General features: G+C 67.7%; 16 protein-coding genes and 1 tRNA gene. 6 read left to right on the forward strand and 11 right to left on the reverse strand.

Going from position 1 to position 16,999, the window contains the following annotated elements; translation table 11 throughout:
* Nucleotides 1–48: 48 nt before the first annotated feature.
* The 6 genes from E0E30_RS01800 (at nucleotide 49) to E0E30_RS01825 (ending at nucleotide 4,918) form a co-directional block, all read left to right on the forward strand.
* Entirely contained in the window at nucleotides 49–1,323 is a 1,275-nt protein-coding gene (locus E0E30_RS01800; protein ID WP_130864840.1) for a MoeA family protein, read from the forward strand.
* 50 nt (nucleotides 1,324–1,373) lie between these two features.
* Nucleotides 1,374–2,054 carry a GNAT family N-acetyltransferase gene (locus E0E30_RS01805; RefSeq protein WP_130866674.1) on the forward strand — a complete coding sequence of 227 codons (681 nt, stop codon included), beginning with the start codon at nucleotides 1,374–1,376 and terminating at the stop codon, nucleotides 2,052–2,054.
* Nucleotides 2,055–2,199: 145 nt separating this feature from the next.
* Nucleotides 2,200–2,994 (forward strand): hypothetical protein, encoded by a 795-nt coding sequence (locus tag E0E30_RS01810; protein WP_411913980.1) that lies wholly within the window; start codon nucleotides 2,200–2,202, stop codon nucleotides 2,992–2,994.
* Between the two features lie 72 nt (nucleotides 2,995–3,066).
* Nucleotides 3,067–4,104 carry a MauE/DoxX family redox-associated membrane protein gene (locus tag E0E30_RS01815; protein WP_130864842.1) on the forward strand — a complete coding sequence of 346 codons (1,038 nt, stop codon included), beginning with the start codon at nucleotides 3,067–3,069 and terminating at the stop codon, nucleotides 4,102–4,104.
* A 57-nt stretch (nucleotides 4,105–4,161) separates the two neighbouring features.
* Nucleotides 4,162–4,237 (forward strand) — tRNA-Ala (locus tag E0E30_RS01820).
* A 492-nt stretch (nucleotides 4,238–4,729) separates the two neighbouring features.
* Entirely contained in the window at nucleotides 4,730–4,918 is a 189-nt protein-coding gene (locus E0E30_RS01825) for a hypothetical protein (RefSeq protein WP_130864843.1), read from the forward strand.
* A 174-nt stretch (nucleotides 4,919–5,092) separates the two neighbouring features.
* On the opposite strand, the gene E0E30_RS01830 is transcribed toward E0E30_RS01825, so the two are convergent.
* From E0E30_RS01830 to E0E30_RS01875, 11 genes are all read right to left on the reverse strand, one after another.
* Nucleotides 5,093–6,034 carry an Abi family protein gene (locus E0E30_RS01830; protein ID WP_130864844.1) on the reverse strand — a complete coding sequence of 314 codons (942 nt, stop codon included), beginning with the start codon at nucleotides 6,032–6,034 and terminating at the stop codon, nucleotides 5,093–5,095.
* 479 nt (nucleotides 6,035–6,513) lie between these two features.
* A complete protein-coding gene (locus E0E30_RS01835; RefSeq protein ID WP_342588103.1) occupies nucleotides 6,514–6,849 on the reverse strand; it encodes a biliverdin-producing heme oxygenase in 336 nt (111 codons plus the stop codon).
* Nucleotides 6,846–6,995, reverse strand: coding sequence for a biliverdin-producing heme oxygenase (locus E0E30_RS13235; RefSeq protein ID WP_167853854.1), 150 nt, complete (start codon nucleotides 6,993–6,995; stop codon nucleotides 6,846–6,848). Before E0E30_RS13235 ends, E0E30_RS01835 begins: the two co-directional genes overlap by 4 nt.
* Before the next feature lie 223 nt (nucleotides 6,996–7,218).
* Complete coding sequence (locus E0E30_RS01840; RefSeq protein ID WP_130864846.1) at nucleotides 7,219–7,821, reverse strand: class I SAM-dependent methyltransferase; 603 nt, start codon at nucleotides 7,819–7,821, stop codon at nucleotides 7,219–7,221.
* A complete protein-coding gene (locus tag E0E30_RS01845; protein ID WP_130864847.1) occupies nucleotides 7,818–8,681 on the reverse strand; it encodes an aldo/keto reductase in 864 nt (287 codons plus the stop codon). The genes E0E30_RS01840 and E0E30_RS01845 overlap by 4 nt, the downstream gene beginning before the upstream one ends.
* A gap of 165 nt (nucleotides 8,682–8,846) precedes the next feature.
* On the reverse strand, nucleotides 8,847–9,059 hold the full coding sequence (locus E0E30_RS01850) for a CsbD family protein (protein WP_130864848.1): 213 nt from the start codon (nucleotides 9,057–9,059) through the stop codon (nucleotides 8,847–8,849).
* Nucleotides 9,060–9,209: 150 nt separating this feature from the next.
* Nucleotides 9,210–10,229 (reverse strand): magnesium and cobalt transport protein CorA, encoded by a 1,020-nt coding sequence (locus tag E0E30_RS01855; RefSeq protein ID WP_130866675.1) that lies wholly within the window; start codon nucleotides 10,227–10,229, stop codon nucleotides 9,210–9,212.
* A 90-nt stretch (nucleotides 10,230–10,319) separates the two neighbouring features.
* Entirely contained in the window at nucleotides 10,320–11,798 is a 1,479-nt protein-coding gene (locus tag E0E30_RS01860; protein ID WP_130864849.1) for a uracil-xanthine permease family protein, read from the reverse strand.
* 18 nt (nucleotides 11,799–11,816) lie between these two features.
* Nucleotides 11,817–14,225 (reverse strand): FtsX-like permease family protein, encoded by a 2,409-nt coding sequence (locus tag E0E30_RS01865; protein ID WP_130864850.1) that lies wholly within the window; start codon nucleotides 14,223–14,225, stop codon nucleotides 11,817–11,819.
* Nucleotides 14,225–14,938 (reverse strand): ABC transporter ATP-binding protein, encoded by a 714-nt coding sequence (locus E0E30_RS01870; protein ID WP_130864851.1) that lies wholly within the window; start codon nucleotides 14,936–14,938, stop codon nucleotides 14,225–14,227. The genes E0E30_RS01865 and E0E30_RS01870 overlap by 1 nt, the downstream gene beginning before the upstream one ends.
* A 471-nt stretch (nucleotides 14,939–15,409) precedes the next feature.
* Nucleotides 15,410–16,942 carry a dolichyl-phosphate-mannose--protein mannosyltransferase gene (locus tag E0E30_RS01875; protein ID WP_130866676.1) on the reverse strand — a complete coding sequence of 511 codons (1,533 nt, stop codon included), beginning with the start codon at nucleotides 16,940–16,942 and terminating at the stop codon, nucleotides 15,410–15,412.
* Nucleotides 16,943–16,999 lie beyond the last annotated feature (57 nt).

The raw sequence follows: 16,999 nt of genomic DNA on the forward strand, positions 1-16,999 counted from the left end.
CGCCGCGTCGTCGTCCCAAGGAACGGGCGTCGGTCCTAGTCTGGCGCCATGGCGCTGTTCCGCAGGAAGAAGGTCGAGACGGATGACGAGGCCCCGGTCGACGAGGTGACTCGTCTGCCCGGGACGCCCGGGGAGGACGCCTTCGGACGCAGACCCATCGCCGCCCAGCGTGACTACCTCGTCTCCCTCGTCAAGCCGCTCAGCCCCTTTGGTCTGAGCATCACCGACGCCCACGGGTTGGCCCTGTGCGAGAACGTTCCGGCACCCGAGGACGTCCCGCACGAGACGACCGCCGCGATCGACGGCTATGCCCTGGCGTCGTCATCGACGCGGTTCGCCGGACGACCCGACGAGGTGCGCGTGCAGGTCGACCGGCGTCCGCCCAGCCCGGTCACCGAGGGGACGGCGGTGCTCGTCATGGCCGGGGCCCGGCTTCCGCGGGGCACCGACGCCGTCGCCTCGGCGAGCCACATGGACGCCGACGGTGAGCTCGTCTTCACCCAGCCGCTCACCCAGTGGTCGGGCTGCCGACTGGCCGGTACCGATTTCCTCGCGGGCGAGACGTTGCTGCACAAGGGCACGACGATCCACGCGGGATCGGTCGCGCTGCTGGCCAACGCCGGCGTCGACAAGGTGCTGGCGCGACCGCGCCCCCGGGTCGTCGTCATCGGGACCGGCGGGGGACAGCCCGGGGAGGGCGTGCCCACCCTCGACACCACCGCGCGGACCGTGGCGGCGGCCGCCCACGTCTCGGGAGCACACGTGTGGCGGGTCGAGGCCGACGGCCAGGATCTCGACGCCCTGCGGGACACCGTCACCGACCAGCTCATCCGGGCCGACCTCGTCCTGGCGACGAGCGACCGCATGGTTCCCGGGGACCGCGACCCCGTGTCCGTCCTGCTGCCCGAACTCGGCGCCACCGACTTCTGCCAGGTGGCCATGGCTCCCGGGTCCCTGCACGGGTTCGGTCTGGTCGGACCGGATGAGACGCCGTTGCTCGTCCTGCCGACGGGCCCCGGGGCCGCGCTGGCCTCCTTCCATGCCTTCGCCCTACCCATGCTGCGCGCCATGGCCGGCGCCGCCGCAGGTGACGTCCTGCACGTTCCGACGACGGTGCCCTTCGGCCCCGATCCCGAGCTGACGACGTTCCGTCCGGTGCGGCTCGTGCGGACCGATGGGCACCTGGCGATGGAACCGGTCGGGACCGGCGACATCACCCACGTGCCCTCCTTGGCCGCGGCCGATGCCATCGCCGTCGTCGAACCCGGGTTGACGACCGTCGGGGTCGGGACGCCGGTGGACTGCTGGCCCCTGTCGCGATGACCTCGTTCCACGGCCCGGCCCCGGACGGCGCACGGCTCACGCCAGCGCCCATGCCCTACGGGGTCGAGCTGCCCAGCCGGGACCGCTGGCCGGTCACCCTCCGCGCCGGCGCGGTCGTCCTTCGTCCCCTCGTGCGACGTGACCACGCCCAGTGGTCGAGCGTGCGCGAACGCGACTGGGACTGGCTCAGTCCGTGGGAGGCGACCCGACCGCCGACGAGCACCGAACCCATCCCGACCTTCGCCCGGATGATCGCCCGCAATGAGCGGCGGGCCCGACGGCACGAGCTGCTTCCCTGGGCGCTGGCGTGGGACGAGGGCTGGCCGCAGGCTCCGACGCGTCGTCCCGATCGCCTGCCACTGGTCGGCCAGTTCACGGTGTTCCAGATCTCCCACGGGTCGGCACTGTCGTGCTCGATGGGGTACTGGGTCGCTGCCGACCGGGCAGGTCAGGGCATCGTCCCGACCGCCCTGGCGCTGGCCTGTGACTACGTCTTCCAGGTCATGGGTCTGCACCGTGTCGAGGTGTGCGTCCGACCGGAGAACGCCCCGAGTCTGCGGGTCGTCGAGAAGGTCGGCATGGTCGAGGAGGGGACGCGCGCGCGGTTCCTCCACATCGACGGCGACTGGCGCGACCACCGGGTGTTCCGGATGATGCCGCAGGACCACCCGCGCGGGGTTCTGCACGACTACCTGGAGCGGCACGTCCTGCCGGGATCGCCGCTGACCTGAGCCGCTGGCGGACCGCTCGACCCACAGGTCGGCGCCCTCGGCTCCGAGCGACAGCATCCGCGCGCTGGCCAGCTCGAATGACATGGATGTCATTTCGCCGACACTCCGGCGCAGCTCAGCTCGACACGCCGGTGGGCCCCCTAGGTTGAGGCCCGTGGAAGCAGTCATCCTGGGTGTGCTCGTCGTGGCGTGGATCGCCTACCTCGTGCCGTGGTTCGTCAACCGGCATCGCGAGCAGCTCGAGGACGTCGAGCGTCCCAGCGGCTTCCCCGAGACGATGACCGTCGTCTCCCAGGGCGGGATGACCATCACCTCCGACGTCGACGAGGACGCCGCCGAGGTCGAGGTGTCCACCCCGTACACGCGCTCCTGGGCGCGCCGTGACCTGCGTCTGTCGTGGGCGCGGGCCGCTCGACGCCGTCGCAACACCCTTCTCGTCCTCACCGGCGCCACCGTCCTGGCCGCCGTGCTCGGCGCGACCTCGCTCATCTCCTGGTGGTTCACCGCCGTCTGCGGTCTGCTGCTCGTCGGGTTCATCGTCCTGGCACGTGTGTCCGTCGTCGGTATGGCGCGACGGATGGACGCACGGATGGCGCTCATCGACGAGGGGTGGGACGAGGTGACGACGGTCATCGAGGTGCCCGAGTCCTTTCGGCGACCCGAGGCGGACTACGAGGCCACCGAGTACGCCATCGACCTGACCGGGCCGGTCGAGCCGCGACAGGGCTCCCTGTGGGACGCCGTCCCGGTGACCGCGCCGACCTACGTCTCCCAGCCACTCATGGCCCGCACCGTGCGCACGATCGACCTGTCGGCCCCGGGTGCGGTCCTCGGCGAGACGACCTCCCCGGTGGCCCTCGAGGCCGGGGCCGAGGGTGTCGGCGAGGAGAGCGTCGAGACCTCGAGGATCGACGTGGACCGCGATCGGGAGTCCGCCTGAGCGTGGCGGGGTGCGCCATCGCGCCCCAGACGCCGTGACCGGTCCGATGGCCGGCGTGACACAATGACCGCCGTGCAAGCTGCGCTGCCCGGTCTGACCTTCTGTGCCGTCTTCGCGGCGGTCGTCCTCGTCGTCTCGGCCGTCGCCAAGATGCGCTCCGACGAGTCGCTGGCCGCGGTCATGGACTCGCTCGGTCTGCCGGGGTCGTCGCTGCCCGCGTGGTTCGTGCCGCTGCTGCCGTGGGCGGAGGTGGTCCTGGCGGTGGCCCTGCTCGTGCTGCCCGGGGTGGCCGGGGTGGTCGCCGCCTCGCTGGTCACGGCGTTGTTCATCGCGTACACGGTGGTCGTCGTGCGGGTCCTGAGGACGATCCCGGACCCGGTGGACTGTCACTGCTTCGGTGACCTGGCACCCGGCGACGTCACCGGGTCGACCATCGCGCGCAACCTCGTGTTCGTCGTCCTGGGTGGACTGTCGGTCGTCGCAGCGGCCGTCGATCCTCGTCCGGCGGTCGTGCGCGCCTGTCTCACGATGACGACGACCTGGTCGTGGTGGTTGGCGGCGGTGCTGGCCGTCGTCGCCACCGCCCTCATCCTGCACCGGTCGGCCGACGACGCCGATGGTGGCTCCGGCGAGGGGGGCGACGGTGACTACGTGCCGGTACCGACCCCGCTGGCCGCGGTGACCGACCGGGAGGGCAGACGCCGCACCCTTCGCGAGCTGTCGTCGCGTCGGCCGGTGCTGCTGCTCTTCGTCTCCACGGGGTGCGGGTTCTGCGCCGAGGTGATCGAGAAGGCCGTCGGCTGGGTGACCCTGCTGCCGGAGGTCGACATCCGGTGCGTCCTGGGGCCGACGGCAGGGGTCGACTCCCTGCCGATCGAGTTGCAGGAACTGGCCCTCGTCGACGAGGACGGTGGGGCTCGCGACGTCTTCGAGGTGCGTGGATTCCCGACGGCCTGGCTGCTCGGCGTCGACCAGCAGGTGGCCGGTGGGCCCCAGGCCGGGCCCTCGAACATCGAGACCATGGTCGGTGACATGCGGGCCTCCCTCGACGAGGCGGCGGTCGAGGCCGAGCGGTTGCGCGCCGGTCAGTCGGCCATCGAGATCGGGTGAGGTGGGCCCGGCGGTTCGTCGGGGGAGTCCAGCTGTGGTAGCGTGGACTCTCGCCTTGGGGCATTAGCGCAGTTGGTAGCGCGTCTCGGTCGCATCGAGAAGGTCACGGGTTCGAATCCCGTATGCTCCACCAGATCGGACTTGAACACCTGACGTCGGAAGCGTGAGGGCGGCGAACCGCTCGTTGAGCTGGATCGCCGCCTTTTCGTCTTCCGTCATGGGGATGCGCTGGTAGAACGCTGGATGGTGAGCCGATTCCCGATACATCCGGGCGCAGTCGGCCAGAATCCGTAGGGCGGTGGTGCGGGGAGCCTGTCCCGGTTCTTGGGACACCAAGTCCGAGGTGATGGTGGCCCCAGGAAGGGAGTCTGTGAGTTGCCTGCTGCCAGGCCGCTGGCGTTCCGGTGTCGTGTTCTTGGCCTGGTCAGGCTCCGAAGCTCATCGAGTGGGCGAAGCTTGTGGGCGGACCGCGTCGTCTGCTGGCGCTCATCTTTGGCGGTGGAGTTGTCGCCGGGGGCGCCGGCGTCGGTATCGTCAACCATGTAGGCAAGCACGAGCCGAGCCGCAGGGATCGTCCCGGGCGTCGCGTCACGCTCGACCAGGACCTCGTTGGGGCCGACCAGTCATGGTCACCACCCGGCGGCTGCCCGTCATTGACGCCGTTCGGTACAAACATGTGCCAAATGGTGAGACCTCGTTCTTCGGCCTGATCCACCACACCGAAGCCGTCGACGACGACCTCGCTGCCATGCTCGAGGATTACCGCGCCGCCCACGAGCGGTTTCTGGAGTTGCTGAACGAGGGGAACGACTGAAGCTCGATATCTATACGGTATCCACGTCCTCAATGAAATCGTCATCGACGAACCCGACAAGTCCCCATCAACGTCGACAACATTTGTCACGTCATGACCGGCGCACCCGGCTGGATCTCAGGCCCGTCGGCGGCTGCCGACGGCTACGAGTGCGATTGCTACTGCAAGGATTGATTACAGATCAGGGTTGGCGGGCAATCCGAGTGCCGAATCGGTGACGAGCGGATTCTCACGGAACTCACGGGTAATGAGGGCACGGACCTTTTCGGGCCAAGTGGTGCAGGGTGAGGTGATTCGCAGAATCTGGGCCATCACCGAGAGCGCCCCGTAGATGCGTTCACTCTGTCCGTCAGGCAGCTGGCTGAATTGCGGCAGCGTCTTCAAGGCTGCAGTGGGAGCAGGCGTGAAGGACTTGTTCCACAGCCGTCCGTGATGAGCACAGATGTTGCGGATGATCGTCAACTGTTCCAGCCAACGCACCAAAGGGGACTGTGCTTTGGCCTTCTGCCGCTGGTTCTTCGACAGTGCAGACAGATTCACGACGAAGCCCAGCCCTTCAGCGATGACACGCTGATCCTTCGTGGCCAGACCTTCGAACAACTGCGACACATCGGCAAAGTCGAGAACCTCGGCCAGGACCCAGAACGGGTACTGGCCCGCGTAGTTGTAGCGGTAATGCTTGATCGCCTCGTTGTTCTTGCCAGCACGACCAATGCGCTTACGGGCAGTCCGCAGCCACCCGGCGTGATCAAACGAGGCACGGAAACGCGAAGGATCGGTGTACGCGAGCGGGTCTGGATGACACAGCACCTCCCCCAGGCGGGTGCGCAGCGTCACCTCGACACGTTCCATGCCGTCATGCACGAGCATGCGCAGTTTTCGGTCTGCCTCGTACAACGCCACGACATCAGTGAAGGACGTGCCTGGGGCGAACACGTCACCACGTTCGCCGCTGAAGTTGAAGGACCTTGCAGGATACCAATACGCCGAGAGCCGGTAGTACGAGACGTTCGTCAGCCACTGACCGGCGAGGTCGTCGTTCACGTCCATGCCGCGCGAGCGGAGCAGGGCGATCTGCTCGTCGACCGTCGTCGCCGACTTGAGCGGCCTAGGCATGGCACGGCTCCTCGGGCTCAAAAGAGATCCAGCCCACTCCCGACCGGAGTCGAGGCGGGCTGAACGGTTACCAATATGCTACCAGGACCAAGCAACAAACTCCAGCAGCTCCGGCAGAAGCCCAACTGAGGAGGAGCAGTATCCCAAGACGACCTCCACCTGCGACACCCTGTCCACGATGACCGCGGGAAGATTGCGTTGCAATGGCATGCGGGTCAGTCCGGCGGAGAAGTTGTCCGCGGTCTGGACACCGGTGGTGAGGAAGGACAGCGGAACGGCCACCACCCCCGAAACGGACCATGAGACGTTCTGCTCGGGCCATCCGCCCGCCGCGCAGGTGATCCCCCAGCCGTCGGGAGCAGTGGCCGCCGGCGTTCACCACCCTGCCGACCCAGTATTTGGCAACTGCTCGTGCCATGACCACCATGAAGAGGCGGAGCACGGCCAACTCGAACGGGAGTGCGCGTAACTGATCCATGTCAGCTGGCCGCCCGTCGCTTGGCCGGGTCGGCGGCGTAGTGGCGTTGCACCAGGCGGCCGATGGCCTGACCACCGGACAGGTCACCGAGATAGCGAACGTAGTGGTGCGCCACCAGTGCCGCCGGGCGGCGAGCGTGCACACGCAGCGTCGCGATGTACGCCCCGGTTTCGGGGAGCACGGTGCGGTGGACGCGTCCGTGCGCGGCGTGGTACGCGAGATCCGCCTCCAAGCGAGCCGTGCGGTCCAGGCGCTCGTCGAGCACTGGAGCGAGCACCGCGGACTGGTCGCGGATTGGCGGCAGGACTCCTCGAGAGCGCGATAGATCGGCAGTCACTGGGCCAGAAGGGCCACTGCGGCGTCGAGTGACAGGGAACCTGCCATGAGATCGGTGATGAAGGATGAGCCCTCGGCGCGCCCATGGGCGGCGGCCGTGTGCTGGTGCAGGGCGGTCGACAGTGGGGTGGTCTGCTCAGGGGGCATGGGTTGCATCGTTCCTGGATGTCGTCGCTGTCGCGGGCGGGCGTCTGCGGTGGTCATGGACGGGATGTCTCTTGGCATGGCGCCCACCGGAGGAGGGGACATGCTCAGTCGACGGGATAGGACTTAGGGTACCCTAAGAAAGGTTAGGCATACCTAATCTCATGTCATCTCGGCTGTCGCCCTCCGCATGTCGCTCTCCGCCCTTGGCTCCTGAACCCCGGGGTCAGAGAGCCTCCACGAGCACGACCGAGTCCTCGAGCATCCCGGTCTCGCCAGACGGCCCCACGGCCTGCCGGCTGCGCGTCTCGGCGAGGAGGACCCGCCAGCCGGCCGGGTCGAGGGCCAGGGCCGACACCTCCTCGTCCGGCGTCGGGAAGCGATGCTCATGGTGGTCCGACCACGGTGGAGCGGCGGCATGGGAGGTCACCAGCAGGTGCCCACCGCGAGCGACGAGCGCCGACGCCCGGCGCAGGATGTCGGTCCTCGCCAACTCCACCGGGGACTCGAGGAAACTCGCGGTGACGAGGTCGAAGGGGCCGTCCGGCAGGACCGACAGGTCGCCAACGAGGAATCGGGCGGCGTCGAGCCCCTCGGACCGGGCTCGTGACTCGGCTCGGTCGATCGCGGTGGGCGAGATGTCGATCCCGGTCGCCTGCCAGCCCCGAGCGGCCAGCCACAGGACGTCCCCGCCCTCGCCACACCCGAGGTCGAGTGCGCGTCCGGGCGTCAGGTTCGCTGCGACGTCGGCCAGGACGGCGTTGACCCGTCCCGACCAGATGGGCTCGGTGCCGGCGTACCGCCCCTCCCAGTAGTCGACGGCGTTCATCGGCCGCTGAAGACCGGGAATCGGGCGTCATCCCCGTACTGCTTGAAATCGATGGCGGCCAGCACCGCCATGTCCGCATCCGAGATCTCGAAGTCGACCTCGGCGTTGGCCCTCATGTGTGCCGGATCAGCCGTCTTGGGCAGTGGCACGGTTCCCAACTGGAGGGCGTACCGGATGCACAGCTGCGGCACGGAGACCCCGTACCGCTGTGCGACCTCGACGATCTGCTCGCTGCGCATGACGGCGCCGTGACCGATGGGGGAGTAGGCCTCGACGAGAATATCGTGTTCGCGGCACCAGCCCAGGAGGTCGTGCGGGGTGTTGCCGACGTGCAGGAGGATCTGGTCCACCTGGGGCTGGACGCGGGCGTCGGACAGGATGGGCTCCAGATCGGCCGGGGTGAAGTTCGAGACGCCGATCGACCGGATCCGGCCGTCGAGCTGGGCGTCCTCGAGGGCGCGCCACGCCTGCCGATTGCCCTCGGAGTAGTCGCCGCCACGGAAATCGCTCCACGGCTGCGGGCTGTGGATGAGCATGAGGTCGACGTAGTCGAGCCCCATCCGTTCGAGAGTGCCGTCGATGGCCTCGACCGCGCCGTCATGGGTCTTGATCTCCGCGGCCAGCTTGGAGGAGACGAAGAGGTCCTCTCGTGGCACCCCGCTGGTGCGCACCCCCTCGCCGACGCCGCGCTCGTTGCCATAGGCCTGGGCGGTGTCGATGTTGCGGTAACCCACCTCGATGGCGCCACGGACGGCGTCGGCCACGACGGCGTCATCGATGAGCCAGGTGCCCAGACCGAGCCGCGGGATGGTGGAGCCGTCGGCCAGGGAGTAGGTCTGATGGAGGGCAGGGGTCGTCATGGTCTTCTCCTTCGTGCGACGTCACCATTGTGGCGCGCCGGTCCGTGGCGGTGGCGGTGGCCGGGGTGGCGGAAGGCGACGCACGACCTCGTGCCCGCTCGATTGCGAACCAGGCAGGGCTCATGCCGGGGCGACGTCATGACGCCGCCCCGGCCAGCCATCAGCTCACTTGAGCCGGTCGGCGGCGTCGGTGATCTTGTCCTTGACGTCCTTGATGGCGTCCTTGACATCCTCGGCGGCCTGACCGAGCCGGCCCTTGGCCTCCTGCTCGGCGCCTTCCTGCTGCAGCTCCGCGTTGTCGGTGGCCTCGCCGAGCTTGCTCTTGGCCGAGCCGATGGCCTCGTCGCTCTTGCCCTTGATCCTGTCGTCGAGTCCCATGGCGGGCTCCTTCCCTACGGTGAGCGGCCCGGATCGGACCGTGTTCCGTCAACCGTACAAGGTGCCTCGATCATTCGTGGTGATTCGACCATGAATGGGTGGAGTGACGGGGTACGGGTATCGGGCGCGGTGCTTCCCACGAGGGAATTCCTACAACCAGTTCTTCTTCTTGAAGAGGAACCAGAGGATGATGCTCGAGGCGATCATGAGCCCGACGCACACCGGATAGCCATATTTCCAATGGAGCTCGGGCATGTAGTCGAAATTCATGCCGTAGATCGACCCGATGAGCGTCGGCACGACGAGAATGGCGGCCCATGAGGACACGGCCTTGAGGTCCTCGTTGCGACGTTGGTCGACCAGGGTCGAATTGACCGTGAGCACCTGGTTGAGCAGCTCGCGGATGTCACCGATCTGGCTGGAGATCCGTGCCAGGTGGTCGGCGACGTCAGCCAGATATGCCTGGAGTTCCTGGGACACCCGGTGCTTGTCGAACCCTGCCCGCAGTGCCGCGACGATGGGGATGAGGGGGTTGATGGCGTGCTGCAGGTCGATGGTCTCGCGCGAGAGGCGGTAGATGCGTTCGGGGGCTGCCGGGTCACCGGTGAAGACCTGCCGTTCGATCTCCTCGATGTCGTACTGGACGCCCTCGATGACCGGGTTGGTCTGGTCGACGACGCCGTCGAGCACGGTGTAGAGCACCGACTCGGGGCCGTGTCGCAGCAGGTCGGTGTTCGTCGGGAGTCGAGGCGACCAGGTGAGGCTGGACAGCTCGTCGGGGATCCGCTGGGTGATGACGACGACACAGTTGCGCTGCTTGATGACCTCGGCCTCGACGAAGCCGACGTCCTCCTGGGAATCGATGTAGAACGGGGGGTGGAGCACCATGAAGAGCGCGTCCCCGTGCCGCTCCAGCTTGGGGCGCTGATGGCCCTCGACGAGATCCTCGGCCAGCAGCGGACGAAGGTCGAGCAGGTCGACGATGGCCCGGATCTGGCTGCGATTCGGCCGGTGCGCGATGATGACGCCGAGCCGTTCATCGTGGCCCTCGAGCCAGGCGAGCGTCTCACGGATGCCGGTGCTGTGGGCGACGTCGACGGCGGTGCCCGACTCGAACCACTGGATGTCGATCGGGCCCGGCCTGGTGTCGGCCAGCGGGGCCAGATTGATCGGCGAACTGGTCCGGGTGCGCACCGTCCGGGTCCGAGCGTTGAGACTCGCCATCATGGCCTCCTCAGGGATCGCCGGGGACCCGGGACCTCACTGGTCCCGGTCGGACCTCTTGTTCCGCGGACGGTCGTCGTCACGGTACATGCCCGGAGCATCCAGGACGATGTTCGTGCCGCCGGCGGCGTCGGCGAGCTCCTTGGGGGCCAGCCAGCGTGCCAGATGGTAGACGCCGACCGTGACGATGGTGCCCAGGGCGATGCCACCGAGGGTGAACGAGTCGGTGAACCGGAGGGAGACGTCGCCGACCCCGATGATGATGCCGGCGGCCACCGGGACGAGGTTGACCGGGTTGCCGAAGTCGACCCGGTTCTCCTTCCAGATCTTCGCCCCGAGCAGACCGATCATGCCGTAGAGGACGACCGTGATGCCGCCCAGGACACCTCCGGGCGTGGCCGAGATGATGGCCCCGAACTTCGGTGAGAAGCCGAAGAGGATCGCCACGACGGAGGCGACGGCATAGGCAGCCGTCGAGTACACACGGGTCGCGGCCATGACACCGATGTTCTCGGCGTAGGTCGTCGTCGGTCCGGCGCCGGCGAGGGTGGCCAGCATCGAGGTCGCGCCGTCGGCGGCGATGGCCCGACCCATCTGGTGGTCGAGGTTGCGCCCGGTCATCTCGGAGACGGCCTTGACGTGCCCGGTGTTCTCGGCGATGAGGGCGATGACGACCGGCAGGGCCAGCAGGATGAAGGCCAGGTGGAAGGCCGGCAGGTGGAAGCCGACCACGTTGTGGGCCCCGAAGTGTCCGGTTCCGGTGGAGTCGACGCTGTAGGTCCACGTCGACAGGTTGGTGCGGGGCGGCAAACCGAACCAGGCCGCCGACCTCACCTGGCTCCAGTCGACGCGGTACACGCTCGTCGTCACCCCGTCGACGGTCTTGTGCATCGGCCCGAACACGAGGTCCTCCAGCCACGACAGGACGTAGCCGATGACGAGGGCCAGGAAGATCGCGATCCGCGAGACGAACCCCTTGGGCCCCACCGACAGGGCCACGACGATGAGCATGACGACCAGCGCCGTCCACTGGTCGACCGGCCAGTACGTCTTGGCGACGACCGGGGCCAGGTTGAAGCCGATGAGCATGACGACGGCGCCGGTGACCACCGGCGGCAGGGTCCGGTGGATGACTCGCGATCCGGCGGCGTGGATGATGATGCCGCAGATGAAGAGGGTGAGCCCGACGCAGAAGAGGGCGCCGGAGACGTCGTTCGGCTTGCCGCCGGAGGCGTAGATCGCCGCGGCGACGCCGGGGAAGGAGGCCGAGGAGCCGAGGTAGCTCGGCACCTCGTGATGGGTGACGAAGATGAAGACCAGGGTCGCGATGCCCGACATCATGACGGCGAGCTGCGGGTTGAGCCCCATGAGGATGGGGAAGACGAAGGTGGCGCCGAACATGGCGACGACGTGCTGGGCTCCCAGGCCGGTGGTGCGGCCCCAGCCGAGCCGCTCGTCGGGCTTGACGACCTCTCCCGGACCGAGCTTGCCCCCGTTGTGGAGTGTCCAGATCATGGTGACCCCTTTCCGGGGTCAGTAGCCTATCGGACCGGTCCGGGCACCGGCGGTGTGACCGTCATCGAGCAGGCTGGCAGCCATTGCCACTGCCACGCAGGTGGTGGCGACCGTGACGATGGGCCAGGGCGAGACGCTCCATGACCAGGGAAGGTCAACCCCCGCCCTGTCGAGGAAGAACCGGATGAGGAACACCGATCCCAGATAGGAGCATGCGATGGCAGGAGCTCCCGCTGCGGCCGCCCGCACGATGTTGAGGCCTGCCAGCGTCGGTGCGGACATGCCCAGCGCTCGCAGGATCGTCCGGTCGCGCATGTCCCGGGCGACCACGAGCCAACAGGTCAAGGTCGTGAGGATGGCGCAGACCACCACGCCGACGAGTGTGGACAGTTGGGCCACCCGATGGAATCGTTCGCTCGTGTCGTCATCGACGGGTGTCTGGAGGGTCATGGCAACGCCGTGGGGCAAACCCTGTCGAGCAGTGGCCTCGTCCCAGGGACGCATCGGCGATGCCGGCAGCAGCAGCCAGGCCTGTGCGCTGGCGCTGAGGTCGGCGGGACGTGGGGCGGTCCTCAGGGCGACGAGGGGCGGCACGCCGATCCATCTGTGGGTCCGAACCGGTCTGGTGGCGACATGGACGCGATGAGTCCCGGCTGCCTCGCGTGATGACGGCATGGGGACAAGATCGACTTCCGTGCCACTTGTGGCGGGGTCTGCGACGGCCTGGAGCAGAGTGCCTGATGTCAGCGCCGCACGCTCCTGTGCAGTGAGGTCGACGCCGAGCAGGGCCTGTGCAGCTGGCAGGTCGTTGACCAGGGCCACCGTGCGCATCGAGGGGATGGACGATGCTCCCACGCACGAGGAGTGGGCCTGACCGGCCTCGAGGCAGCGCACGTATTCGTCCTCGACGACCCACGGGCGTTCCTGGCCGCCGATGACGGCGGTACGCCACTGCGCTGGTTGACTGTCGTGGACACTCGACCAGTGATCGAGCTCGAGGGTCGTGAGGGGCCGCCCCAGGCGCGCCACGGCCGTGGCCGGCGGCAGGTCGTCGAGGCGCGCCTGGCTGTGGATGTGCGCCGTGACGTCGGCGATGGAGATGATGCTCGTGGTCACGACGCACGCCCCGGACATCGCCACCACAGCCCACAGGCTGGTCGCGCCATCACGCGTCTCGGAGCCTGGGCGTAGCGCCCAGGAGATTCGGGCAGTCCGGTGTCGGCGAAAGGTCAGGCGGCGGGCAACCCACAGTGCGACGGCCATGAGCCCGATGACCGCCGTGGACGCCAGGATGAGCGAGACGAGGTCGTCGGACAGGGCGGCACCGACGAGCGCTGCGATGGAGACGCAGGCGGTTGCGGTGGGTGGTCGTGTGGTCCGGTCCTTGCCAGGGCGCGGGGTCGACATGGCAATCCTCATGCACAGGGCCAGGGCGGCGCCCGCCACAGCGCAGATCGCCGGGGTCAGCGGGCTGGACGGCTTCCACCGCCACGTGCTGCCGCAGGCCCATGCGACAAGACGCTGAACAGGGACGGACGCGAGGAGGCCCCCTGCGGTTCCGAGCGCCAGGGCTGCGCCCGTGGCGACCACGGTGTTGGTCACGACGAAGGCCAGCATCATGCGGCGCCGAGCCCCCAGGCGGTCCATGGTCGAGGACCGGGCTCGCCAGTACCGGCCTTCGGACAGGGTGGCGACCACCCCCACGGCGAGGACGAGCACAGCCGATGCAGGCCCGAGCAGGGCGGTCCACGGGGGCAGCTGGTCCGAGCTTGGCAGCTCTGATGATCGTTGGACCGAGAATCCTTGGGCGTCGAGGGAGACGACATCGGCGGTGCTGAGGGGGCCCATCGCGAACCAGCGAGGCGTCTGGGCCTGTTGCATGTCCGAGGTCGCCAGTGTTCCCGGCTCGACGAGGAGAAGGTCGGAGGTGGAATCAGTCGGGGGGACGATGACGGCCCCCACGGTCAGCGTGGTTGATCCGACACGAACTGACTGTCCCGTGTCGACACCAAGCGTGCTGGCCAGGTGTGCCGAGAGGGCGACTTGTCCCTGCGGCTGGAGCTGAGTTCTGGGGTACAGCGACGAAAGCCGCTCATCTCGCCAGGCGAGTTCGCGGCCACTCGTCTCCACCTGTCGGCCTCGTGCGGCCACGAGGACCTCGATGTCGCGGTCAGGCAGGAGTTCGACCTGGGTGGACGGCCTGCTGGGGGTCGTGACGTCCGCGATTCCGGAGTGTCCGGACACTCTGACGATGCCAGTCGCCGATCCATACACGATGGCTTTGAGTTCGACGGGGGAGAATCGAGAACTGGCCACGACGGTCCACGCGCACACCGCAATGGCGAATGCTGACGCCAGGATGATGACTTGACGCCTGCGCAGCCAGGCAAGTCGTGCCAGGTCGATGAGCGCGAGTCGTGGCCCCATCACCGTGGCTCCGCAGGGTGAAGCTGACCATCCCGAATGCCGATGACGACATCCATTCGCGTCGCAACGTCTGGATTGTGCGTCACGACCAGGGCCGCCCGGCCCGCACGGTGGGCGAAATCGATGATGGCATCGGTGACATTCTCTCCGGATTCGCTGTCGAGGGCACCGGTTGGTTCATCGGCCAGCAGCAGGACGCTGTGCCCGGCCAGGGCCCGGGCGATGGCGACCCGCTGCTGTTCGCCGCCGGACAACGTCTTCGGATAATCATCGACAAGCTTGCCGAGGCCCAGCGCGGTGAGCCTGTCGCGGGCCACGGCGTCGGCCTGGCGCCGTCCCTGCCCGGAAAGTTCGGCGCCGAGGGCCACATTCTCGGCGGCGGTGAGATTCTCGATGAGGTTGTAATCCTGGAACACCAAGGACACGGACGTCCTTCTCATGGCGCGACGGTCGGCGTCTCGCCCGGCCCAGACATCGTGCCCGGCAACGAGGATCGTTCCCTCATCGGGCCTCCTCAAGCCGGCGATGGCTCGAAGCAGGGTGGTCTTGCCGCACCCGGATGGCCCGATGAGGGCGGCCGACGTGCCGGCGGTCAGCGTCAGTGCAGAGTCGCGCAACAAGATGCGCTGACGCGTTCCGTCTCGTATCCACAGCCCAAGATGTTCCATTCGGAGAACGGGATCGCCCGGGGGAACGGTGGCGGAATCCGTCATCCCAGCCCGCGAGTCTCCTGAATGGCGCCGCGAGCGCCCCAAGGACACGTCTTACCCACGGATACCTGCCACGCGCCGACCCAAGACGTGTATGTATCAGGGGAAAAGGTGCAGTCTGCACGTGCGCGGGCTTGGGCATTCACGACCGTTCCACATTCAATATATGGTCGTCGAATCATGCCACTCGCAACTTGCAGGCCCACGGCACAATCGGTGTAGCTCTGGCTGAAGGCGCTTGTCGGGGTTGCAACTACCGGAATGGCGATGGCTGCAATGCATGCGATGCTTGCCCCAAGACGTCGTCCAAACATGATCATCTCCTCTTGGAAGGCTCCCTCAGCACTGAGGATGTCGTCACGATATGTATCGTCCAGGAGCGCTGTCAAGAGCCGTATTCATGAACGCTTGGTGAATGATTGGCGACGGGAGGATGGCGATCAGAAGACAAACCTGTGACCACCGGCCGCGGCCTCAGATCCATGACCGGAACCACATCCGGGCCAGCCACGCCTTGCGCGTCATGAGGGTGTCGGTGAGGATCGGGTGGATGAAGGCGAAGTCCGCCGCGACGAGGGCCATCGCCGTGCCGACGATGATCGCCCCGATCCGGCGTCGGTCGTGGTTGTCGACCGGGCCGAGGATCCGTCCCAGCCAGATCGCCAGGATCGTCACCGTGAACGGGATGATGCAGATCGCGTAGAAGAAGAACAAGGGACGGTCGTCGTACTTGAACCAGGGCAACCAGGTCGAGGCCATGGCGACGATCGGCAGGGTGAAGCGCCAGTCCCGCCCGGCGATCCACCAGACGACGCCGGCGAGCAGGGCGACGAAGGCCATCCACCACAGGATCGGGGTGCCGGTGCCCGAGATGACCCTCAGACAGGTGTCGCCGACCGCGGTGCACCCCTGCTGGCCGGGTTGGATGCCGTTGACGGCGTCGATCCCGATGGGGCGCTGGTTGATGAGCCAGCCGGACGGGTTGGCCGAGTAGGTGTGCGTCTGGCTGGCCATGTAGCTGCCGGTGTGGAACTGGTAGATCTGCACGTGGTAGTCCCACAGTGCCGCCAGCGGCCGGCCGATGACCTTCGCCAGGGCCGGGTCCGGGTTCGGCCCGCCCCACGACTGGCCGAACTTCATGTGCGGGTAGGCCACCAGCCAGCGCGCCCACGACGCCAGGTAGACGACGACCGCCACGACGACGAGGTAGCAGAAGGCCGGGACGCCGTCGCGCAGGAACGACCGCCACGACCTCGAACGGTCGACCCCCGCCAGTCGGCGGGCGGAGTGGTCCCAGATGACCGAGACGATGCCGAGGGTGGCCAGGACGAACATCGAGTTCCACTTGACGGCGCAGGCCGCTCCGAACATCACGCCGGCGACCAGACGCCAGGGACGCCACAGCAGGGCTGGGCCGAACCGCCCGCCGAGGGTGGTCGCCCCGTCAGCCCGGATGGCGTCGGCCAGACGATGCCGGAACCAGTCACGGTCGGCGGCGACGGAGGCCACCGCCGCGACGAGGAAGGTCGCCTGGAAGACGTCGAGCAGGCCGATGCGGCTCATGACGAAGTTGAGCCCGTCGAGGCTGAGGAGGATGCCGGCGATGGCCCCGACGAGGGTGGAGCGGGCAAGTCGGCGCGCCAGCCGGATCGTCAGGAGGATCATGAGCGAGCCGAAGATGACCGACATGAACCGCCAACCGAAGGAGTTCATGCCCCACAACTGCTCGCCCAGGGCCATGATCCACTTGCCCAGTGGAGGGTGGACGACGAACTCGGCGTCCGGGGTCCACCCGCTCGTCAGACCCTTGACGATGTCGGGATTGGCGGTCTTGGCGTCCGGCCAGGTCCCCTCGTAACCCTGGTGCAGCATCGTCCAGGCGTCCTTGGGGTAGTACGTCTCGTCGAAGACCAGGGTGTTCGGCGTCGCGACGTTCCACAGCCGCACGAGCAGGGCGACCCCGGTGATCGCCAGGGTGACGACCCAGCTGGTGAAGCCGTCGGTCATCCGTCCGTCGTCGAGCTTGTCGAGGGTCGACGCGCCACTGGTCCTGCCACTCACCCG

This window comes from Acidipropionibacterium timonense, from assembly GCF_900605005.1.
Classification (GTDB): Bacteria; Actinomycetota; Actinomycetes; order Propionibacteriales; family Propionibacteriaceae; genus Cutibacterium; species Cutibacterium timonense.